Raw genomic sequence first — 21,829 nt, forward strand, 5'->3', positions numbered from 1 at the left:
GGGCAGGTTTTTTTCTGTCCGGAATGTGTGGCGCCCGGTGAAATGATTCGGGAACAAGGCCCTTTTATGGTATAATGATAGGACGGAACAAAGACTTTTTAAAAGGGGAGAACAAGGTGGCGTATCAAGCTTTTTACCGTGTGTACAGACCGCGGACTTTCTCGGAAATGACCGGCCAGACGCATGTCAAACAAACCCTTCAGAATGCTCTCCTTTATGATAAAACGACCCACGCGTATCTATTCTCAGGCCCTCGGGGAACCGGGAAGACAAGTGCGGCGAAGATTTTCGCCAAGGCGCTGAATTGCGAACAAGCCCCAGCAGCGGAACCGTGCAATGAATGTTCTTCTTGCCGGAGCATCGACGAAGGCTCGAATACAGATGTCATCGAATTCGATGCGGCTTCCAATTCACGGGTCGAGGAAATGCGGGAAATTATCGAGAAAGTACGTTTTTCTCCAGCCAATTCCCGTTTCAAAGTATATATCATTGATGAAGTGCATATGTTATCGAACAGCGCATTCAATGCGTTATTGAAAACATTGGAAGAACCGCCGGAACATGTCGTCTTCATTTTGGCGACAACAGAGCCGCATAAATTGCCGCTGACGATTATTTCGCGCTGCCAGCGGTTTGATTTTAAATCACATACGCAAGCGGACATTGTCGCGCGGATGATCACCGTCTTGGAAGATGCCAAGATTCCTTATAATGAACAAGTGCTGAAGATCATTGCCCAGGCAGCAGCGGGCGGCATGCGCGATGCGCTCAGCCTGCTTGACCAGGTGGTATCGTTCAGCGGAGATGAAATGACCATTGAAGATGCGCTTTTAGTCACTGGCTCCATCAGCCAGGACATGTTTTACGGCATTGCCGAAGCGCTATTGAAAAAAGACGTCGGCCAAGCGTTGACCTTGCTCGAGCAATTGGTGCGTGACGGCAAAGACCCGGTGCGCTTAGTGGAGGATTTCATTACCTTCTTCCGTGACCTATTGCTGATCCAGACGGCGCCGGGGTTGCGCGATATGCTGGAGCTTGCCGCCTTCGAACCGCGTTTCGAAGAGCTGGCGGAACAGTTTGAAGCGTCGACGCTCTATAACTGGATCGATATTTTAACAAAGACCCAGCAAGAGATGCGCTTCTCGAATCATACGAAAATCTATATGGAAACAGCGCTGCTAAAAATGGTGCAAGCAGATGCACCGGTCCAAACCATAGGTGCAGGGGCGCCGTTACCTGAACTTGAAGCGAAAGTCGCGAGCCTCGAGCAATTGGTGCGCGAATTGCAACAACAAATGAAAGAAGGCGGCGGCTCGAATAATGCGGCGCCTCAAGCCGAACAGAAAAAGCGCCAGCGTTCACAAAGCGCCTTTAAAATCCCAACCGGCCGCATTCAGGAAGTGCTGAAGAATGCGACGAAACCAGATATCCAGGCGATCAAAACCAATTGGGCGACCGTGATGGGGCAATTGCAGCGCTCGCATTCGGCATTGCTCAACGATGCCGAGCCGGTAGCGGCATCCCCAGATGCTTTTGTGTTAAAATTCAAGTATGATATTCATTGCCAGATGGCTTCTGAAAATCAGACTTTTGCCGCTGCGTTCAGTCAATTGCTTGAGCAGTATACGGGCAAGGCTTACACGCCGGTTTATGTGCCGGACGCCAATTGGCTGAAAATCCGTGAAGAGTTTATCCGCAACGGCGGCTTGAAAAATGAAGGCGACGCGCAGGAACCGGAAGGGCAGGAAGAGAATCCATTTTCCGGTGACGGCGCAAGCCCTGAAGAAGATCCATTCGTCTCTGAGGCGGAGCGGCTCTTCGGCAAAGATTTTGTCGAAGTCCATGATGATTAACGAATACAAAATTTGAGGAGGAACCAATTATGCGTGGTGGAGGAAATATGCAAGGCATGATGAAACAAATGCAGAAAATGCAAAAACAAATGGCGGAGGCTCAAGAAGAGCTCGGCACATTGAAATTTGAAGGAACAGCAGGCGGCGGAATGGTTAAAGTAACAGTTTCCGGCCATAAGGAAGTTCTTGATATCGCATTGGACCCGGCAGTCGTAGACCCGGAAGATGTGGAAATGCTGCAAGATACATTGATCGTCGCAACAAACGAAGCGTTTAAAAAAGCGGATGAGCATGCGAATTCTACAATGGGTAAATTCACGAAAGGCTTGAATATCCCCGGCATGTTCTAGGAGGTAAGCGATAATGCACTACCCGGAACCTATTTCCAAATTGATGGAGAGTTTCATGAAGTTGCCAGGGATCGGGCCGAAAACAGCGGCCCGGCTGGCATTTTTTGTGCTCGGAATGAAAGAAGACACGGTGCTTGATTTTGCGAAAGCATTGGTCGACGCCAAACGTAATTTGAGCTTTTGTTCAGTTTGCGGCCATATCACGGATGTCGACCCGTGCCAGATTTGCCAGGACACAAGCCGCGACCGGTCGATGATCTGTGTGGTCCAGGATCCGAAAGACGTCATCGCGATGGAAAAGATGCGCGATTACACGGGACTTTATCACGTGCTGCAAGGCGCTATCTCGCCAATGGATGGCATTGGTCCGGAAGATATCAACGTACCGTCCCTTTTGACACGTCTTCAAGACGAGCAAGTAAAAGAACTGATTTTGGCGACGAACCCGACGATCGAAGGGGAAGCGACCGCGATGTATATTTCCCGGCTGGTAAGGCCTTCCGGCATCCGGACGACACGCATTGCCCATGGGCTTCCGGTTGGAGGCGATTTGGAGTATGCGGATGAAGTGACGCTATCCAAAGCACTCGAAGGACGACGCGAACTTTCCTGAGCTCTCGATAAATGGTAAATATTCTGATAAATAATGATATTTGTATAATTATTCCGTTCGGTTCAAATAGAAGCTTATATAGAAGGAAGTTGTTTAATCCATCTGTTTCAGAGGGTTGAACAACTTCTTTTTGTATGTAAAGAATAGTGAAATCGATAAAGGTTTTAAATATAATTTAATTTGCCAAAAGCATTGACTTTCTAAAGGACGTGCTTTAATATAGTAAGAGTCGTCAGGAACGACAGCAAACATGAACCTTGAAAACTGAACAGCAAAACGTCAACGAAAGACGTCACGAGCGCCTTGGCGCGAACGCTTTTTGCGATGGTCGCCCTTGGGCGATCGGACAATCAGTCATTCCGAACTTCGGTGTTCGTGACTTAATTACTGATCAGCGTATGCAGATCAAAGCGAATCGCGCGTCTTTAGACGGCGATACGCCAGCAACTATTGAGCAATCAATACTACTCTATAATGGAGAGTTTGATCCTGGCTCAGGACGAACGCTGGCGGCGTGCCTAATACATGCAAGTCGAGCGGAGATCATGGAGCTTGCTCCATGATCTTAGCGGCGGACGGGTGAGTAACACGTGGGCAACCTGCCCTGCAGATCGGGATAACTCCGGGAAACCGGTGCTAATACCGAATAGTTTGCGGCCTCTCATGAGGCGGCACGGAAAGACGGTTTCGGCTGTCACTGCAGGATGGGCCCGCGGCGCATTAGCTAGTTGGTGAGGTAACGGCTCACCAAGGCCACGATGCGTAGCCGACCTGAGAGGGTGATCGGCCACACTGGGACTGAGACACGGCCCAGACTCCTACGGGAGGCAGCAGTAGGGAATCTTCCGCAATGGACGAAAGTCTGACGGAGCAACGCCGCGTGAGTGAAGAAGGTTTTCGGATCGTAAAACTCTGTTGTGAGGGAAGAACAAGTACCAAGTAACTACTGGTACCTTGACGGTACCTCACCAGAAAGCCACGGCTAACTACGTGCCAGCAGCCGCGGTAATACGTAGGTGGCAAGCGTTGTCCGGAATTATTGGGCGTAAAGCGCGCAGGCGGTCCTTTAAGTCTGATGTGAAAGCCCACGGCTCAACCGTGGAGGGTCATTGGAAACTGGGGACTTGAGTGCAGAAGAGGAAAGTGGAATTCCACGTGTAGCGGTGAAATGCGTAGAGATGTGGAGGAACACCAGTGGCGAAGGCGACTTTCTGGTCTGTAACTGACGCTGAGGCGCGAAAGCGTGGGGAGCAAACAGGATTAGATACCCTGGTAGTCCACGCCGTAAACGATGAGTGCTAAGTGTTAGGGGTTTCCGCCCTTAGTGCTGCAGCTAACGCATTAAGCACTCCGCCTGGGGAGTACGGCCGCAAGGCTGAAACTCAAAGGAATTGACGGGGCCCGCACAAGCGGTGGAGCATGTGGTTTAATTCGAAGCAACGCGAAGAACCTTACCAGGTCTTGACATCCCGCTGACCGCCTAGGAGACTAGGCTTTCCCTTCGGGGACAGCGGTGACAGGTGGTGCATGGTTGTCGTCAGCTCGTGTCGTGAGATGTTGGGTTAAGTCCCGCAACGAGCGCAACCCTTGATCTTAGTTGCCAGCATTCAGTTGGGCACTCTAAGGTGACTGCCGGTGACAAACCGGAGGAAGGTGGGGATGACGTCAAATCATCATGCCCCTTATGACCTGGGCTACACGTGCTACAATGGACGGTACAAAGGGCTGCAAACCCGCGAGGGGAGCCAATCCCAGAAAACCGTTCTCAGTTCGGATTGCAGGCTGCAACTCGCCTGCATGAAGCCGGAATCGCTAGTAATCGCGGATCAGCATGCCGCGGTGAATACGTTCCCGGGCCTTGTACACACCGCCCGTCACACCACGAGAGTTTGTAACACCCGAAGTCGGTGGGGTAACCCTTACGGGAGCCAGCCGCCGAAGGTGGGACAGATGATTGGGGTGAAGTCGTAACAAGGTAGCCGTATCGGAAGGTGCGGCTGGATCACCTCCTTTCTAAGGAATATATCGGAACCGATCTTCGGATCGGGTTGACGTTTTGCGTTCAGTTTTGAAGGTTCACTCCGCAAGGATTGACTTTCAAACTTGTTCTTTGAAAACTGGATAGATCGACATTGATTAAGAAACAAGCATCAAGTAGCGTGATCGCTTCGCGATCAACTTTTAATTGACCCTCAGTGGTTAAGTTAATAAGGGCGCACGGTGGATGCCTTGGCACTAGGAGCCGAAGAAGGACGGCACTAACACCGATATGCCTCGGGGAGCTGTAAGTGAGCTGTGATCCGGGGATTTCGAATGGGGAAACCCACTGTTCGTAATGGAGCAGTATCCATGTGTGAATACATAGCACATGAGAAGGCAGACTCAGGGAACTGAAACATCTAAGTACCTGAAGGAAGAGAAAGCAAATGCGATTCCCCAAGTAGCGGCGAGCGAAACGGGATCAGCCCAAACCAGAAGGCTTGCCTTCTGGGGTTGTAGGACACTCTATACGGAGTTACAAAGGAATGGATTAAGCGAAGCGACCTGGAACGGTCCGCAAGACAGGGGGTAATAGCCCCGTAGCTGAAAGTTCATTCCTCCAGAGTCAGATGGATCCTGAGTACGGCGGAACACGAGAAATTCCGTCGGAATCCGGGAGGACCATCTCCCAAGGCTAAATACTCCCTAGTGACCGATAGTGAACCAGTACCGTGAGGGAAAGGTGAAAAGCACCCCGGAAGGGGAGTGAAATAGATCCTGAAACCGTGTGCCTACAAGTAGTTAGAGCCCGTTAATGGGTGATAGCGTGCCTTTGTAGAATGAACCGGCGAGTTACGATTGCATGCAAGGTTAAGGTGAGAAGCCGGAGCCGCAGCGAAAGCGAGTCTGAATAGGGCGAATGAGTATGCAGTTGTAGACCCGAAACCAGGTGATCTACCCATGTCCAGGGTGAAGGTAAGGTAACACTTACTGGAGGCCCGAACCCACGCACGTTGAAAAGTGCGGGGATGAGGTGTGGGTAGCGGAGAAATTCCAATCGAACCTGGAGATAGCTGGTTCTTCCGAAATAGCTTTAGGGCTAGCCTCAAGATAGAGAATCCTGGAGGTAGAGGCACTGTTTGGACTAGGGGCCCATCCCGGGTTACCGAATTCAGACAAACTCCGAATGCCAGTGATTTATGCTTGGGAGTCAGACTGCGAGTGATAAGATCCGTAGTCAAGAGGGAAACAGCCCAGACCACCAGCTAAGGTCCCCAATATCCGTTAAGTGGAAAAGGATGTGGCGTTGCTTAGACAACCAGGATGTTGGCTTAGAAGCAGCCATCATTTAAAGAGTGCGTAATAGCTCACTGGTCGAGTGACACTGCGCCGAAAATGTACCGGGGCTAAACGGATTACCGAAGCTGTGGATGGACATCGTAGATGTCCGTGGTAGGAGAGCGTTCTAAGGGCGTTGAAGTCAGACCGGAAGGACTGGTGGAGCGCTTAGAAGTGAGAATGCCGGTATGAGTAACGAAAGACGGGTGAGAATCCCGTCCACCGAATGCCTAAGGTTTCCTGAGGAAGGCTCGTCCGCTCAGGGTTAGTCGGGACCTAAGTCGAGGCCGATAGGCGTAGACGATGGACAACAGGTTGATATTCCTGTACCACCTCCCGCCGTTTGAGTAATGGGGACGCAGAAGGATAAGGTGAGCGTGCCGTTGGTTGTGCACGTCCAAGTTGTGAGATGAGAAACGAGGCAAATCCTGTTTCTATATAACATCAAGCAGTGATGGCAAGAGGTTTACCTCAGAGTCCCTGATTTCACACTGCCAAGAAAAGCCTCTAGCGAGGCGGGAGGTGCCCGTACCGCAAACCGACACAGGTAGGCGAGAAGAGAATTCTAAGGTGAGCGAGTGAACTCTCGTTAAGGAACTCGGCAAAATGACCCCGTAACTTCGGGAGAAGGGGTGCTCTGGTAGGGTGAATAGCCCGAGAGAGCCGCAGTGAATAGGCCCAGGCGACTGTTTAGCAAAACACAGGTCTCTGCAAAACCGTAAGGTGACGTATAGGGGCTGACGCCTGCCCGGTGCTGGAAGGTTAAGGGGAGTGCTTAGCGCAAGCGAAGGTGCGAACCGAAGCCCCAGTAAACGGCGGCCGTAACTATAACGGTCCTAAGGTAGCGAAATTCCTTGTCGGGTAAGTTCCGACCCGCACGAAAGGCGTAACGATCTGGGCACTGTCTCAACGAGAGACTCGGTGAAATTATAGTACCTGTGAAGATGCAGGTTACCCGCGACAGGACGGAAAGACCCCGTGGAGCTTTACTGTAGCCTGATATTGAATTTTGGTGCAACTTGTACAGGATAGGTAGGAGCCAGAGAACCCGGAGCGCCAGCTTCGGGGAGGCGTCGGTGGGATACTACCCTGGTTGTATTGAACTTTAACCCACAAGCCTTAGCGGCTTGGGAGACAGTGTCAGGCGGGCAGTTTGACTGGGGCGGTCGCCTCCTAAAGAGTAACGGAGGCGCTCAAAGGTTCCCTCAGAATGGTTGGAAATCATTCGCAGAGTGTAAAGGCACAAGGAGCTTGACTGCGAGACGGACAGGTCGAGCAGGGTCGAAAGACGGACTTAGTGATCCGGTGGTTCCGCATGGAAGGGCCATCGCTCAACGGATAAAAGCTACCCCGGGGATAACAGGCTTATCTCCCAAGAGTCCACATCGACGGGGAGGTTTGGCACCTCGATGTCGGCTCATCGCATCCTGGGGCTGTAGTCGGTCCCAAGGGTTGGGCTGTTCGCCCATTAAAGCGGTACGCGAGCTGGGTTCAGAACGTCGTGAGACAGTTCGGTCCCTATCCGTCGCGGGCGCAGGAAATTTGAGAGGAGCTGTCCTTAGTACGAGAGGACCGGGATGGACACACCGCTGGTGTACCAGTTGTTCTGCCAAGAGCATCGCTGGGTAGCTATGTGTGGCCGGGATAAGTGCTGAAAGCATCTAAGCACGAAGCCCCCTCAAGATGAGATTTCCCATTGCGCAAGCAAGTAAGATCCCCAAAGACGATGAGGTAGATAGGTTCGGGGTGGAAGCGTGGCGACACGTGCAGCTGACGAATACTAATCGATCGAGGACTTAACCAACAAACTGAAACGCAAGTTTCCCAATGTCGATTTATCCAGTTTTGAGCGAACAAGCTCAACATAGTCCAGTGATGATGGCAAAGAGGCCACACCCGTTCCCATCCCGAACACGGAAGTTAAGCTCTTTGCGCCGATGGTAGTTGGGGTTTCCCCTGTGAGAGTAGGACGTCGCTGGGCAAGTAGAAAGGCCGTTACCGGTTTATTCCGGTAGCGGTCTTTTTTGTATTGTTTTTGTAAAAACACAGCCCAGCTTTTCGAAAAGATGTGGCGTCCGGTATAATGGAATAAACTATGAATGAAAACGTGAGGATGCAAAGATTATGACTCAAAGACGTCCAGTGGTGGATGCATTATTGGAATTCCAGAGAAGACGACCGATTTCGTTTCATGTTCCTGGCCATAAAAACGGCCTGCTATCGGGTTTACCGAAAGAATTAAAAGCGGCACTTGCGTATGATATGACAGAGTTGGAGGGCCTTGACGATTTACATGCCCCTAATGCGGCAATCAAGGAAGCGGAAGATTTGCTGGCAGAAGCATACGGTTCGAAAAAAAGCTATTTTCTAGTGAACGGTTCAACTGCAGGAAATCTTGCGATGATCCATGCGGTTTGCGGAGAAGGAGACCTGGTGATTGTGCAGCGCAACTCGCATAAATCGATCTTCCATGCGCTTGAACTTGCCCATGTAAAACCAGTTTACGTAGCGCCTGAATGGGATGAGCCATCAAAAAGCGCTGCAGCTGTTGCGCTTTCTTCGATAGTGGCTGCCGTAGATGAATATCCGGAAGCGAAAGCGGTCGTTTTGACATATCCGAGTTATTACGGCGTGGCTTCTGCTGAGCTAGAGGCAATTATTGAATTTTGCCATGAACGTAATATCCCCGTGCTGGTCGATGAAGCGCATGGGGCGCATTTAGCAGCGGGTGAGCCGTTCCCTGTAAGTGCATTGGTATATGGAGCCGATGTGGTGGTTCAGTCTGCGCATAAAACTTTGCCGGCTATGACGATGGGCTCGTATCTTCATATAGCAGGAGAACTGGTGGAGGAAAGAATGATCAGGAAGTATTTGCGGATTTTTCAATCGAGCAGCCCTTCCTATCCCATTATGGCTTCTCTTGACGATGCGAGGGCATATATCCAAAATTATTCCATTCCGGATAAGCGTGATTTTCTCGAGAAACGTCTTTATTTCATTTCCAGCATCAGGCGGATTCCCACCCTCGAAGTAGTGGAGACGGATGATCCGCTGAAGTTGTTACTGCGGGTTGAAAATAGAGGGGGCTTTCAGCTGAAACAAGCATTGGAAAAAGCGGGTATTTATGTGGAATTGGCGGACCTTTTCCAGGTGCTGTTGATCTTGCCGCTGTCAAAACCTTGGCATGCTTATCCGTATGCAGAAATACGTAGCCGCATCAAAGAAGCTGTGCAAAGTATGCGGCTGTTGGAGAAGCTTGCTCCGAACTTCCGTCCTGGCTATCCCAAACCGGTGACAGTGCCTGAGCTGTCGTTCGAGGAAGTGGATTTATCGGTGCAGGAATGGGTGCCTTACACAAGGGCGATCGGGAGGATATCGTCGGCTATGGTGACGCCTTATCCGCCCGGCATTCCGCTTGTAACGGCAGGGGAGAAGTGGACTGTCGAAAAAGTGGAGGAGCTTTCGGATTATCTAGGGGCTGGTGCGGAGATACAAGGCGAACATCGCTTGTCGGAAAAACTGGTTTCAGTTATCCCGTGGTGAGTAGAACGAACGCTTGGGTGGTATACAATAGCATATGCGAAAGCGAATGTGGGGGTAATATAATGGAACAAGAAAAGTACGCAATTATCGATATTGGCTCGAATACCATCCGGTTGGTTATTTATACGCGGGATAAGAGCGGGCGTTTCTCGGAAAGTGAGAACGTTAAGGCGGTTGCCCGTCTTCGCAATTATTTAACGGACGATAATACGCTCTCCGAAGAAGGCATACAAGTATTGATTGATACTTTAAAGAGCTTTCAGGAAGTCACACGCCACCATCAGCTCGAAGCGATTAAATGCGTTGCGACGGCTGCTGTGCGGCAGGCCAAGAACCAGGAAGCCATTATTCAGCGCGTCGGCGAGGAGACGGATTTTACGATGCGTATCCTATCGGAATACGAAGAAGCGCATTACGGTTATTTGGCCGTGGTCAATTCGATGTCGTACAAAAGCGGCATTACGGTCGATATCGGCGGTGGCAGTACGGAACTGACTTTATTCGAAGGCCGTGAACTCATTCATTTCCACAGTTTTCCGTTCGGTGCCTTATCGCTGAAGAAGCAGTTTATCGAAGGAGATACACCGAAAAACAGTGAATTGAAGGCGCTGCGGGAGTTTCTTGAAAATCAGTTTTTGACACTCGATTGGATCGAAGGGAAGAACTTGCCGTTGATCGGAATCGGGGGCAGTGCGCGGAACTTGGCGCAGATTCACCAGGAAAAAATCGATTATCCGCTTTCGGGTGTCCATGAGTACACCATGAAGCGGAAAGAAGTGGAAGAAACGAATAAGTGGCTGGGATCGATGGCGTTTGACGATTTGCAACGGGTGGAAGGCTTGTCGCGCGACCGGGCGGATATCATCATTCCAGCGGTGGAAGTGGTTAATTGCCTGATGGAATTGATTGATGCGGAACTGTTTGCTTTGAGCCGAAAAGGGCTTCGGGATGGCGTATTTTATGAAGAAATGACCAAAGATTTCGAGATGCCGGTGTTTCCGAACGTCATTGAGGAAAGTTTCTACGATTTGGCGATCGACTACGACATCAATTTGACGCATGCCATCCATGTAACCAATAGCTCGCTGATGATTGTGCGGGAATTGGAAGAGCAAGGGCTTCTCGAATTGACAGAGAGGGACTATCATTGGGTCCGTCTGGGCAGTTCCATGTACAATCTCGGTTCGTATATCGACTCTGAATCGAGCAATCAGCATACCTTCTATCTATTGGCGAACCGGACCATCGATGGGCTGCTGCACAAAGAGCGCATCATTGTAGCCTTGCTTGCTTCTTATAAAAACAAGAACCTGTTCAAGCGCAATGCAGCGCTTTATGAAGACTGGTTTACGGAAGAAGAGCTGGATAAATTCAATATCATCGGCGCGGTCATCAAATTCGCTTATAGTTTGAATGCGACAAAACGCGATATTGTCGAAGATATACAGCTGGAATCCCAAAAAGAAGAGCTCATTTTCTCTATCCAATGCCGGGAAGACTGGAAACCGGAGCAATACCAGGTCGAGAAGCAGAAAAAGCATTTGGAGAAGCTATTAAAGAAAACCATCACCGTCCACTTTCATGAATGAATGAAACCTGAGGGGGAGTTTTGCCGTGGCAAAGAAAAAGGAAGACATGATCCAGTTGAACAATCCTTCTTATTATAATAACCGCGAGCTGAGTTGGCTGGCATTCAATGAACGGGTGTTGCAAGAAGCGCTCGACCCGCGCAATCCACTGCTCGAAAAGCTTAAGTTCCTGGCGATTTTCAGTTCCAACTTGGATGAGTTTTTCATGGTCCGTGTAGCGGGATTGCAAGACCAAGTGAAGGTGGGTTTTAATAAGCCTGAGAACAAAGCCGGGATGACGCCAAAGCAGCAATTGCATGAAATTGCCTTGAAGAATCATCAATTGGTGAATTTGCAATATGACACCCTGCGTAAAATATTGTATCCCAAGCTTCAGAGAGAGCATGTCCATTTCCTGAAAGTAAGGGAATTGAGCGATTCGCAGCAAGAGGCTTTGGAGGTTTATTTTGATGAGCATATTTTTCCTGTGCTGACCCCGATGGCGATCGATGCCTACCGCCCGTTTCCGATGCTGTTGAATAAAAGTATCAATTTGGCGGTGGTCTTGGAAGACACTGCAAAAGAAGCGGATTCTGAACAACGGACGCGAACAGCCATCGTGCAATTGCCTGCGATGCTTGAGCGGTTTGTCCAATTGCCGGAAAACGGCGGATTGCGTAAGTTATTGATGCTCGAAGACGTCATCGGTTTCTTTATCGGCAAACTGTTTCACGGCTATGAAGTCAAATCGACGACTGTGTTCCGTATTACACGCAATGCGGATATGACAATACATGAAGAAGGCGCGCGCGACTTGCTCAAAGAAATTGAAGAAGAGTTGAGAAAGCGCAAATGGGGCGCTGCCGTTAGGCTCGAAGTGCAAAAAGACGGATTGGATCCCGTTATTTTGGACTATTTGATGGATGAGTTGGAAGTGCATCCGAAAGACGTCTATGAAATTGATGGATTTCTGGACTTGACCGTGTTTTTCGGTTTTTACAAAAAGATGGCCCCAATATGGGAGCATTTGGTCTATGAGGGCAAGATTTCGCAATTGCCGGTAGGGATGGAGAACGGCAAGGCGATTTTTGCGAAAATCGCCGATGAAGATGTTTTTTTGCATCATCCTTATGAATCGTTCGAGCCGGTCGTCGAGTTTATTTCGGAAGCGGCGGATGACCCTGATGTGCTCGCGATCAAACAGACTTTGTACCGTGTCAGTGGGGATTCCCCGGTAATCAATGCCTTGAAGCGGGCAGCGGAAAACGGCAAGCAAGTGACCGTGCTTGTCGAATTAAAGGCGCGTTTCGATGAGGAAAATAATGTGCACTGGGCGAAAGAGCTGGAAAAAGCCGGCTGCCACGTCATTTACGGGATGACCCATTTAAAGACCCATAGCAAGATCACTCTTGTGGTGCGGAAAAAACAAGGGCGCATCGAGCGTTTTGTCCACCTTGGGACCGGCAATTACAACGACCAGACAGCAAAAATCTATACAGATATGAGCCTGTTCACCTCGAAAAAGGAAATCGGCATCGATGCGACGAATTTCTTCAATTACTTGAGCGGTTACACGGAAAAGCCAGAATTCCATTATCTATCGGTGGCGCCGTTTTCGATCAGGAAAGACATTCTTCATTTGATCGATTCCGAGATCCGTTACGAGAAGAAGTACGGCAATGGCCATATTGTGGCAAAAATGAACTCTTTGACCGATAAGAGCATCATCATCAAGCTGTATGAGGCATCGCGTGCCGGGGTGAAAATCGATTTGATCGTCCGGGGAATTTGCTGCTTGCGGCCGGGGATCCCGGGAGTAAGCGACAATATTCGCGTGCGCAGCATTGTCGGACGGCTGCTCGAACATAGCCGTGTGTATTATTTCCATCAGAACGGCAAAGAAAAAACCTTTTTGTCCTCTGCGGATATGATGACTAGAAACCTGAACAACCGCATTGAAATCCTTTTCCCGATTCTCGATAAGCGGGTGAAAGGGCAGGTGTGGGACATTCTTGAGCTCGGGTTGAGAGACAATGTCAAAGCCCGCGAACAGGACGAGGAAGGCAATTATGGCTATGTCCGGAGAATCGAAGGGCAAGCGGTGATCGATAGCCAAATGGAACTGTTCGAGCGCGCATACCAAGTGGCGGAAGACGAGGAATAAGGTCAAAAGGAAGTTGTGAAACAGCTCGTTTTTGCGTTATAGTGGGTAAGGTTTTAGTTAAAAGACAAGGGAACAGGTGAAAATATGAGTTATTTTATTACGCTAGAAGGCGGCGAAGGATCGGGCAAGACAACGGCGCTGGCGAAGCTGGCAGAACGACTGGTGGCTGATGGGTTTGAAGTAGTGACGACGCGTGAGCCGGGGGGTATTGAAATCGCGGAGAAAATACGCGAAGTCATCCTGGACCGGACACATACGGCGATGGATGCCCGGACCGAAGCGCTATTGTACGCAGCGGCGAGGCGCCAACATTTGGTGGAGCGAGTGCTGCCGGCGCTTCAGGCAGGAAAAATCGTATTATGCGACCGTTTTGTCGACAGCAGCCTGGCTTACCAGGGCCATGCACGCGGGCTTGGCTTAGACGATGTGCTGGCGATCAATGAATTCGCTATCGAAGGGCATATGCCTGAATTGACTTTGTATTTTGATGTTAATCCGAAAACCGGGCTTGCGCGCATCGACCTTGATCAAGGCCGTGAATTCAATCGCCTGGACGAGGAGTCACTGGCGTTTCATTACAAAGTGAGAGAAGGCTATTTGCTATTGCTCGGCCGCTATCCGGAACGCATGCAGTTGATCAATGCGGAAAACAGCTTGGATGAAGTGGTGGCGGATGCGTATGAAGCATTGCAGCGCTTCTTGGCTGAAAAACAATAATGGATTGCCGGCAGCCCTGTTCGTTAAGGGCTGTTTTTTCATGAATGGCATCAAAGGCCATATGCATATGGTCACGAATTTTTCGCATCGCTTAAAGGAAAGATGTGACGGGACGTTCGACGTTCGTGTTATACTAATACATAGAGAAGCAACAAAAAAAGGAGTGAGTGCTGATGAAACTCGTCGTTGCAGTGGTACAGGATCAAGACAGTAACCGCTTATCCAATGCGTTGACGAAAAATGATTTCCGGGCTACCAAGCTTGCCAGTACGGGAGGGTTCTTGCGCTCAGGAAATACCACCTTTTTAATCGGGGTCGATGATAGCCGTGTCCCGAAATTGATGGATTTGATCCGCGACAATTGCCGCGCGCGCGAACAGATGGTGGCGCCGGTTTCCCCGATGGGCGGAAATGCGGATTCCTATATACCGTATCCGGTCGAAGTGGAAGTGGGAGGGGCAACGATTTTCGTCTTGCCGATCGAACAGTTCCAGCAATTTTAAGCAGCAGCTGCTGTGTCGTCCGCTCTACCCGTGATCCATCTGGAACACGGGATTTTTTACAAAGTTTGAAGGTGGAATCATGCACAAGACCATAGAAGAATTGCACGAGATGCAGCCGGTTGTGTTGAAACGGCTGCAAGGGGCGTATGCCAATGACCGTCTGGCCCATGCGTATCTACTCGAAGGGCCATCGGGTTCTGGGAAAAAGGAACTGACGCATTTTTTTGTCAAATTATTATTATGTGAAACACCGATTGATAATGTTCCATGTGAAACATGCCGCAGCTGCAAATTGTATGAAAGCGGCAATCACCCGAATATTTTATTCATAGAACCGGATGGCCAGAACATCAAAATCGACCAGATCCGCGACTTGATCTATACGATGAACAAGACGGCGCTGAACAGCGGGCGCAAAATCTACGTGATCGAGCAGGCAGACCGGATGAATAATTCGTCTGCCAATGCCTTGCTGAAGTTTTTGGAAGAACCGGAAGCGAATGTGACCGCGCTATTATTGACGGAGCGCTTGAATGCCATCATGAGCACGATCCGTTCCCGTTGCCAGCTATTGTCATTTCAGCCGCTGTCACGGCCGAAGCTGCTGGAGCGATTGATGGCGGATGGCATGACGGGGTCGATGGCTGCGACGGTGAGCATGCTGACGCAAAGCGAGCAGGAAGCGAAGCGGCTGAGCGAAGAAGAGCAGTTTGCCGACGAGCGGAAATTGGTGTTGAAGCTGGTCGAGACGGTAGGGGGGAATGTCCACGAGGCATTACTTTTGATCCAATCTGATTGGCTGCCCTTGTTCAAAGAGAAAGAAGATGCCGAAAGAGGGCTCGACATGTTATTATTTGCATATCGGGACATCGCGACAGTGAAAGCGGGTCTTGAAACTGCACGCACATATCCGGACATGGAAGAAACTTGGAAGCAGATGGCGCTTCAACGTTCGTTCGATGTATTGTCCAGGCAGCTGCAGGCAGTGCTACAAGCCAAACAGCAATTGCCGCGCAATATGAACCGGACACTGTTGATGGAGCAATTAATGCTAAATCTGCAGGAGGGGTAAAAAATTGTATAAAGTAATAGGAGTCCGCTTCAAGAAAGCGGGTAAAATATATTATTTCGATCCAGGCGAAGCACTGATCGAAAAAGACGATTATGTCATTGTGGAAACAGCACGGGGCATCGAATACGGCAAGGTGGTCGTCCCTGTGAAGGAAGTCGGCGAGAACGATGTCGTCCTGCCGCTTAAGCAAGTGGTGCGTGTCGCAACTGAACGCGACCGCCTGCAAGTGGATGAAAACCGCTCGGAAGCAGAGCGCGCGTTTGAAGTCGGGACGGAAAAAATCGAGTCGCACCGTTTAGACATGAAGCTAGTCGATGTGGAATATACATTCGACCGCAATAAAGTCATTTTCTATTTCACCGCAGAAGGCCGCGTCGATTTCCGTAATTTGGTGAAAGACTTGGCGTCGATTTTCCGCACGCGTATCGAACTGCGCCAGATCGGCGTTCGCGACGAGGCGAAAATGCTCGGCGGCATCGGGCCTTGCGGGCGTATGCTGTGTTGTTCGACTTTCCTCGGCGATTTCGAGCCGGTGTCGATCAAGATGGCGAAAGACCAGAACTTGTCGCTGAATCCGTCAAAAATCTCAGGGCTGTGCGGCCGTTTGATGTGCTGCCTGAAATACGAGAACGACGAATACGAACAGGCGAAAAAGGAAATGCCGGATATCGGCGCGCGCGTCGAGACGCCAGATGGCAATGGCCGCGTCGTCAGCTTGAACTTGCTTGAGAGAGTGTTGAAAATCCGCCTGGCAGAACAAGACCAGACGCTGGAATATACATTGGATGAAATTATGAACCAAGGGACGAGAGCGTGAGGTGGTGGTATCAGTGAAAGAAAAGAACTTTTTGGATACGGTCATGGATTTTGAACAGCAATTGGAATCGATGCAAGAGCAGTTCCGTGATTTGAAAACAGTAGTAGCGCGGACGATGGAAGAGCATCATGCGCTGCAATTGGAAAATCACCATTTGCGAGCCCGCCTCGATGAACTGAACGAAAAAGTGCCGGAACCGGAAAAAGTCGACCCGGTGAAATTGAAAAAAGCCGTCATGGACATCGGTGAAGGCTACGACAACTTGGCGCGCCTGTACCACGAAGGCTACCACGTCTGCAACGTCCATTTCGGCAGCTCCAGAAAAGGCGACGACTGCTTGTTTTGTTTATCTTTCCTGAATAAGCAAAACTAACAAAGAAAAGCGAGGCCCCTGTTCAGGTCCGACAGGCATAAGACAAGTTCCCGAAGCGGCGCTTTTTGCCGCACAGGGAAATGGGCTTATGACCCGAGGAGCTAGGCGTTCGAGCTAGACAATAAGAAAAGCGTAGACAGCCGTTTAGACCCGACAAGCACAAGGTGGTTTGCTGAAGCGGCGTACTTTGCCGCATAAGCAAACTGGCTTGTGACCTCGAGGGTCTGGCTGTCGAAGCCTAGACATAAAGGAGAAAAGCCGAAACGGCCGTTCTGGCAAGGCAGACACAATCCGAAAATAGAACCAACAGGCTTCCGACACTCCGTGTGGCGGCAGCCTTTTATTATGGCAGGAGTGAACGATATGTTAACAGATGACGAACGGCTGGATTATTTGCTAGCGGAAAACTTGCGCATTATCCAGAGCCCTTCGGTGTTTTCCTTTTCCTTGGATGCGGTGCTATTGGCGCGTTTTGCCTATGTGCCGAAGAAACGGGGACGAATTGTCGATTTGTGTACGGGCAATGGAGCGATTCCACTGTTCTTGAGCGCCCGCACCGAATCCAGCATCACAGGCGTCGAATTGCAGCCCCGTCTAGCTGGGATGGCGCGCCGCAGCATTGAATTCAATGGCCTCGACGGACAGATCGACATTATCGAAGGCGACGTGAAAGAAATCCCTGCGCAACTTGGCTACGAGAAATTCGATACGGTCACCTGCAATCCGCCGTATTTCCCGGCGCATGACATGAGCGATAAAAATCTGAGTGAGCATATGGCGATTGCGCGTCACGAACTGCACCTGACATTGGACGAAGCGGTGCGGTCTGCGAGCCAGCTGTTGAAGCAAGGCGGCAAGGCGGCGTTTGTCCACCGCGCAGGCCGCTTGATCGACATCATGGCGGCGATGCGCAACAACCGGTTGGAGCCAAAACGCATCCGCCTTGTCTACCCGAAGGCTGGAAAAGAAGCGAATACTTTATTGATTGAAGGCATCAAGGATGGCAAGCCTGATTTGAAAGTATTGCCGCCGTTGATCGTTTACGGAGAAGACGGGAAATACACGGAAGAAGTGCGGGGTTTATTGTATGGAACCGAACAATGAGCATTATTTCTACGTGCTTGAATGCGGGGATGGGTCGTATTATGCGGGATATACAAATGATTTAAAAAAGCGCTTAGCGAAGCATGAAAGCGGAAAAGGTGCGAAATATACACGTTCCCGCGGCCCGCTGACGCTCATCCACCATGAGTCATTCAGTACGAAACCGGAAGCGATGAAAGCGGAATACGCCTTCAAACAATTGAGCAAGGCGGAAAAAATCGCCTATATTCGGGATGGAAAGGCGGAACGGACATGAAATCACAGAAAAGTTTCAGCGGCGAACAAACGACGCTTTATTTAGTGGCGACACCGATCGGCAACTTGGAAGATATGACGGTGCGCGCGTTGCGGCTATTAAAAGAAGTGGACGTCATTGCGGCGGAAGATACGCGCAACACCAAGAAGTTATGCAATTATTTTTCTATCGATACCCCGTTAGTCAGCTATCATGAACACAACCAGGACAGCGGGGGAGAGAAGATCCTGCGCTATTTGGGGGAAGGCAAATCGGTGGCACTGGTCAGTGATGCCGGCATGCCGTGCATTTCCGACCCCGGGGAAGACATCGTGAAAAAAGCGGTCGAGGCAGGTTATCCGGTCGTGCCGGTGCCGGGTGCGAATGCGGCACTCAGCGCATTGATTGCTTCTGGCATCACGCCGCAGCCGTTTTTGTTTTACGGGTTTCTATCGCGCAATAAGAAAGCGCGTCTCACGGAACTTGAAAAATTGAGCCAGAAAGAAGAAACGCTGCTGTTTTATGAAGCGCCTCATCGTTTGAAAGATAGTTTAAAAAGTTTGATGGCCGTGTTCGGCGGCGATCGGCGGATAGTGTTGGCTAGGGAAGTGACCAAAAAATTCGAGGAATTCCTGCGTGGGAGCTTAGAAGAAGCCGTTGCTTGGTCGGAGTCGAATGAAATCCGCGGCGAATTCTGCTTGGTGGTTGAAGGCAATTTGGAGCCTGATGTACTGGAAGTGAATGAGTGGTGGAAAGAACTGACATACGCGCAGCATGTCACTCAGTTAATGGAACAAAAGCAAATTTCTTCAAAAGAAGCGATCAAGGAAGCGGCGAAAGCGCGCGGCCTTCCGAAGCGGGATGTATACGAAGCATTCCATAAAGATTGAAACGAACCCCATAAAAAAAAGCCGGTGTGCATAAGCACGCCGGTTTTTTATTTCTTCAAATTGCTTTGGATTTCTTTGACAAGCTGTTCCGCGCCTTCTGGGCTGAGGATCAATTTGCCGCCAACCAATTGCATGTTCTCATCGGAAACTTCACCAGTTACCGCACATGTCATATTTGGCATATATTTTTTCAAGATAATTTTGTCGTCGTCGACATAAATCTCCAACGCGTCTTTCTCTGCAATTCCAAGCGTACGACGCAATTCAATCGGAATAACTACGCGGCCCAATTCGTCCACTTTACGTACAATACCAGTCGATTTCATAATCATTAGCCCCTTTCAATTTTAGCGGCAGAATTCGTCAAAATTCGACATTTACCACTTCTTGTCATAAATCATACCAAGTAATGTCAATTAGGTCAATAAAAAACTATGGATTTCATAATAAATTTTGGGTTATTGAGGCAAATACCCATTATTTCGTTACTTTTTTGCCAATTATTTTCCTGCCACCCTATTTTGGGAAGAAGCACCAATTTTGGGACTCGGCTTTTCATTGCGGGAGGAAACATTGTACAAAATTCGCGACTTCGTTAAAATAAAGGATATACAAAAAAACTGGAGGAATTTTTCGTGACTGCCAAGAACAAGACATTTTACCTGACGACTCCCATTTACTATCCGAGCGGAAAATTCCATATCGGAACGGCTTACACGACCGTTGCATCCGATGCAATGGCGCGCTATAAACGCCTGCGTGGCTTCGATGTCCGTTTTTTGACGGGCATGGACGAACACGGCCAGAAAATTGAAGAAAAAGCCCGCGAAGCCGGCAAAGAACCGCAAGTCTTTGTCGATGACATGGCAGAAGCGGCGAAAAAAGTATGGGAAGTCATGGACATCAGCTATGACGATTTTATCCGTACGACTGAAGCCCGCCACAAGGAAGGTGTGGAGAAAATTTTCCAAACCTTCCTCGACAATGGCGATATTTACAAAGGGGAATACGAAGGCTGGTATTGCACGCCTTGCGAATCCTTCTTCACGGAATCGCAGCTCGAAGACGGCAATTGCCCGGATTGCGGACGCCCGGTGCATAAAGTGAAAGAAGAATCGTATTTCTTCAATATGAAAAAGTACGCAGACCGCTTGCTTGATTATTACGATAAGCATGTTGAGTTCATCGAACCGGAATCGCGCAAAAATGAAATGGTCAATAATTTCATCAAGCCGGGCCTTGAAGATTTGTCTGTTTCCCGGACTTCATTCGACTGGGGCATCCCGGTTCCTGGAGATCCGAAGCATGTCATCTATGTATGGGTCGATGCGTTGTCGAATTACATCACCTCACTTGGCTACGGCTCGAATGACGATTCCAGTTTCAATAAATACTGGCCGGCGGATGTCCACGTCGTCGGAAAAGACATCGTGCGCTTCCATACGATCTATTGGCCGATCTTCCTCATGGCGCTTGACTTGCCGTTGCCGAAGAAAGTATTCGCACACGGCTTCATCATGATGAAAGACGGCAAAATGTCGAAATCGAAAGGCAATGTCGTCTATCCGGAAATGCTCGTGGAGCGTTACGGGCTGGATGCGGCGCGTTATTTCCTATTACGCGAGCTACCATTCGGATCCGATGGCGTGTTCTCTCCGGAATCCTTCGTCGAGCGCACCAATTATGACTTGGCGAACGACCTCGGGAATCTATTGAACCGCACCGTTTCGATGATCAATAAATATTTCGACGGCGAAGTGCCGCAAGTCGACGGCTTCAAGACCGATTTCGATGAGACTTTGCAGACCATCGCGAAAAACACAGTCGCTGTCTACGAAGAACATATGGAAAAAATGCAGTTCAGCCTTGTGTTAAGCGAAGTGTGGACATTGATTTCCCGCACGAATAAATATATCGATGAAACGCAGCCGTGGGTATTGGCAAAAGAGGATGGCGACCGCACGCAACTCGCGTCGGTCATGGCGCATCTCGCCGAGAGCTTGCGCATGACGGCCGTTATGCTGCAGCCGTTCTTGCCGAATGCACCGAAGCAAATTATCGAGCAGCTCGGGCTGACGCCGGAATTCCTTGAATGGCAGACATTAGAGTCATTCGGCGCGATTCCTGCAGGTACGACCGTCGTGAAAAAAGGCACGCCGATTTTCCCGCGTCTCGAAGTGGAGCCGGAAGTGGCCTATATTCGCGACCAAATGCGCGGAGGGGCAGCGCCGAAAGAAGAGCCTGCCCAAACCGTTCCTGAAAAGCCGGACACCCCTGAGATTACGATTGATGATTTCATGAAAGTGGATTTACGCGTGGCGACGGTTACGGCATGTGAACCGGTGAAGAAGACCGATAAGCTGTTGAAGCTTCAAGTGGACATGGGCTATGAAACGCGCCAAGTCGTCTCCGGCATCGCCGAACATTACAAGCCGGATGAACTGGTCGGCCAAAAAGTCATCATTGTCGCCAACTTGAAACCGGTCAAGCTGCGCGGTGAATTATCGCAAGGCATGATTCTTGCCGGACAGCAAAATGGTTACTTGACCATCGCTTCCGTAGACCAAAAGTTACCGAACGGCACTCAAGTCAAGTAAATATTCATGTGACAGCCTGCTCAGTTGAGTAGGCTGTTTTTGCGTTTGAGGACTTAATGACTATAAAACAGTTAAAATGACGAAATGACTTCAAAACATCATGTTTTGTAAT

Annotated in this window: 16 protein-coding genes and 3 rRNA genes; 18 read left to right on the forward strand and 1 reads right to left on the reverse strand. The window is 49.8% G+C overall.

Annotated elements, in window-relative coordinates; all coding sequences use genetic code 11:
• Positions 1–116: 116 nt before the first annotated feature.
• From dnaX to rsmI, 17 genes are all read left to right on the forward strand, one after another.
• Positions 117–1,853 (forward strand): DNA polymerase III subunit gamma/tau, encoded by a 1,737-nt coding sequence (dnaX, locus tag CW734_RS01295; protein ID WP_101189139.1) that lies wholly within the window; start codon positions 117–119, stop codon positions 1,851–1,853.
• 29 nt (positions 1,854–1,882) lie between these two features.
• On the forward strand, positions 1,883–2,203 hold the full coding sequence (locus tag CW734_RS01300; protein WP_058382250.1) for a YbaB/EbfC family nucleoid-associated protein: 321 nt from the start codon (positions 1,883–1,885) through the stop codon (positions 2,201–2,203).
• A 13-nt stretch (positions 2,204–2,216) separates the two neighbouring features.
• Positions 2,217–2,816 (forward strand): recombination mediator RecR, encoded by a 600-nt coding sequence (recR, locus tag CW734_RS01305; protein ID WP_058382249.1) that lies wholly within the window; start codon positions 2,217–2,219, stop codon positions 2,814–2,816.
• Positions 2,817–3,287: 471 nt separating this feature from the next.
• Positions 3,288–4,829, forward strand: a 16S ribosomal RNA gene (locus CW734_RS01310).
• A 184-nt stretch (positions 4,830–5,013) separates the two neighbouring features.
• Positions 5,014–7,938: ribosomal RNA gene (locus CW734_RS01315) — 23S ribosomal RNA — on the forward strand.
• Positions 7,939–8,002: 64 nt separating this feature from the next.
• Positions 8,003–8,115, forward strand: a 5S ribosomal RNA gene (gene rrf, locus CW734_RS01320).
• The 16S, 23S and 5S rRNA genes sit together here, the layout of an rRNA operon.
• A gap of 143 nt (positions 8,116–8,258) precedes the next feature.
• Positions 8,259–9,677, forward strand: coding sequence for an aminotransferase class I/II-fold pyridoxal phosphate-dependent enzyme (locus CW734_RS01325; protein ID WP_101189140.1), 1,419 nt, complete (start codon positions 8,259–8,261; stop codon positions 9,675–9,677).
• Between the two features lie 62 nt (positions 9,678–9,739).
• Positions 9,740–11,266: an exopolyphosphatase gene (gene ppx / locus CW734_RS01330; RefSeq protein WP_101189141.1), complete on the forward strand. Its 1,527-nt coding sequence runs from the start codon at positions 9,740–9,742 to the stop codon at positions 11,264–11,266.
• A 25-nt stretch (positions 11,267–11,291) separates the two neighbouring features.
• On the forward strand, positions 11,292–13,409 hold the full coding sequence (locus tag CW734_RS01335) for an RNA degradosome polyphosphate kinase (RefSeq protein WP_101189142.1): 2,118 nt from the start codon (positions 11,292–11,294) through the stop codon (positions 13,407–13,409).
• 84 nt (positions 13,410–13,493) lie between these two features.
• Positions 13,494–14,126 carry a dTMP kinase gene (tmk, locus tag CW734_RS01340; protein WP_101189143.1) on the forward strand — a complete coding sequence of 211 codons (633 nt, stop codon included), beginning with the start codon at positions 13,494–13,496 and terminating at the stop codon, positions 14,124–14,126.
• A gap of 173 nt (positions 14,127–14,299) precedes the next feature.
• Positions 14,300–14,629 (forward strand): cyclic-di-AMP receptor, encoded by a 330-nt coding sequence (locus CW734_RS01345; protein ID WP_058382245.1) that lies wholly within the window; start codon positions 14,300–14,302, stop codon positions 14,627–14,629.
• A gap of 79 nt (positions 14,630–14,708) precedes the next feature.
• Positions 14,709–15,701: a DNA polymerase III subunit delta' gene (gene holB / locus CW734_RS01350; RefSeq protein WP_101189144.1), complete on the forward strand. Its 993-nt coding sequence runs from the start codon at positions 14,709–14,711 to the stop codon at positions 15,699–15,701.
• A gap of 4 nt (positions 15,702–15,705) precedes the next feature.
• Positions 15,706–16,518, forward strand: a complete 813-nt coding sequence (locus tag CW734_RS01355; RefSeq protein ID WP_058382243.1) for a PSP1 domain-containing protein — start codon at positions 15,706–15,708, stop codon at positions 16,516–16,518.
• A gap of 13 nt (positions 16,519–16,531) precedes the next feature.
• The gene (yabA, locus tag CW734_RS01360) at positions 16,532–16,891 is read left to right on the forward strand and encodes a DNA replication initiation control protein YabA (protein WP_058382242.1); all 360 of its coding nucleotides are present in this window, start codon (positions 16,532–16,534) and stop codon (positions 16,889–16,891) included.
• Between the two features lie 363 nt (positions 16,892–17,254).
• On the forward strand, positions 17,255–17,995 hold the full coding sequence (locus CW734_RS01365) for a tRNA1(Val) (adenine(37)-N6)-methyltransferase (protein ID WP_101189145.1): 741 nt from the start codon (positions 17,255–17,257) through the stop codon (positions 17,993–17,995).
• A complete protein-coding gene (locus CW734_RS01370; protein WP_101189146.1) occupies positions 17,979–18,251 on the forward strand; it encodes a GIY-YIG nuclease family protein in 273 nt (90 codons plus the stop codon). Before CW734_RS01365 ends, CW734_RS01370 begins: the two co-directional genes overlap by 17 nt.
• On the forward strand, positions 18,248–19,120 hold the full coding sequence (gene rsmI, locus CW734_RS01375; RefSeq protein ID WP_101189147.1) for a 16S rRNA (cytidine(1402)-2'-O)-methyltransferase: 873 nt from the start codon (positions 18,248–18,250) through the stop codon (positions 19,118–19,120). The genes CW734_RS01370 and rsmI overlap by 4 nt, the downstream gene beginning before the upstream one ends.
• Positions 19,121–19,167: 47 nt before the next feature.
• Here the strand turns inward: rsmI and CW734_RS01380 are convergent, their stop codons facing one another.
• Positions 19,168–19,446, reverse strand: a complete 279-nt coding sequence (locus tag CW734_RS01380) for a transition state genes transcriptional regulator AbrB (protein WP_058382238.1) — start codon at positions 19,444–19,446, stop codon at positions 19,168–19,170.
• Between the two features lie 309 nt (positions 19,447–19,755).
• On the opposite strand from CW734_RS01380, the gene metG reads away from it, so the two are divergent.
• Positions 19,756–21,717: a methionine--tRNA ligase gene (gene metG, locus CW734_RS01385; RefSeq protein ID WP_101189148.1), complete on the forward strand. Its 1,962-nt coding sequence runs from the start codon at positions 19,756–19,758 to the stop codon at positions 21,715–21,717.
• Positions 21,718–21,829 lie beyond the last annotated feature (112 nt).

Source organism: Planococcus sp. MB-3u-03 (assembly GCF_002833405.1).
Classification (GTDB): Bacteria; Bacillota; Bacilli; order Bacillales_A; family Planococcaceae; genus Planococcus.

Coding starts and splice junctions, on each gene's coding strand:
- CW734_RS01300 (WP_058382250.1), top strand. CDS start 1,883: ATGCGTGGTGGAGGAAATATGCAAGGCATGATGAAACAAATGCAGAAA.
- recR (WP_058382249.1), top strand. CDS start 2,217: ATGCACTACCCGGAACCTATTTCCAAATTGATGGAGAGTTTCATGAAG.
- CW734_RS01325 (WP_101189140.1), top strand. CDS start 8,259: ATGACTCAAAGACGTCCAGTGGTGGATGCATTATTGGAATTCCAGAGA.
- ppx (WP_101189141.1), top strand. CDS start 9,740: ATGGAACAAGAAAAGTACGCAATTATCGATATTGGCTCGAATACCATC.
- tmk (WP_101189143.1), top strand. CDS start 13,494: ATGAGTTATTTTATTACGCTAGAAGGCGGCGAAGGATCGGGCAAGACA.
- CW734_RS01345 (WP_058382245.1), top strand. CDS start 14,300: ATGAAACTCGTCGTTGCAGTGGTACAGGATCAAGACAGTAACCGCTTA.
- holB (WP_101189144.1), top strand. CDS start 14,709: ATGCACAAGACCATAGAAGAATTGCACGAGATGCAGCCGGTTGTGTTG.
- CW734_RS01365 (WP_101189145.1), top strand. CDS start 17,255: ATGTTAACAGATGACGAACGGCTGGATTATTTGCTAGCGGAAAACTTG.
- CW734_RS01370 (WP_101189146.1), top strand. CDS start 17,979: ATGGAACCGAACAATGAGCATTATTTCTACGTGCTTGAATGCGGGGAT.
- rsmI (WP_101189147.1), top strand. CDS start 18,248: ATGAAATCACAGAAAAGTTTCAGCGGCGAACAAACGACGCTTTATTTA.
- CW734_RS01380 (WP_058382238.1), bottom strand. CDS start 19,446: ATGAAATCGACTGGTATTGTACGTAAAGTGGACGAATTGGGCCGCGTA.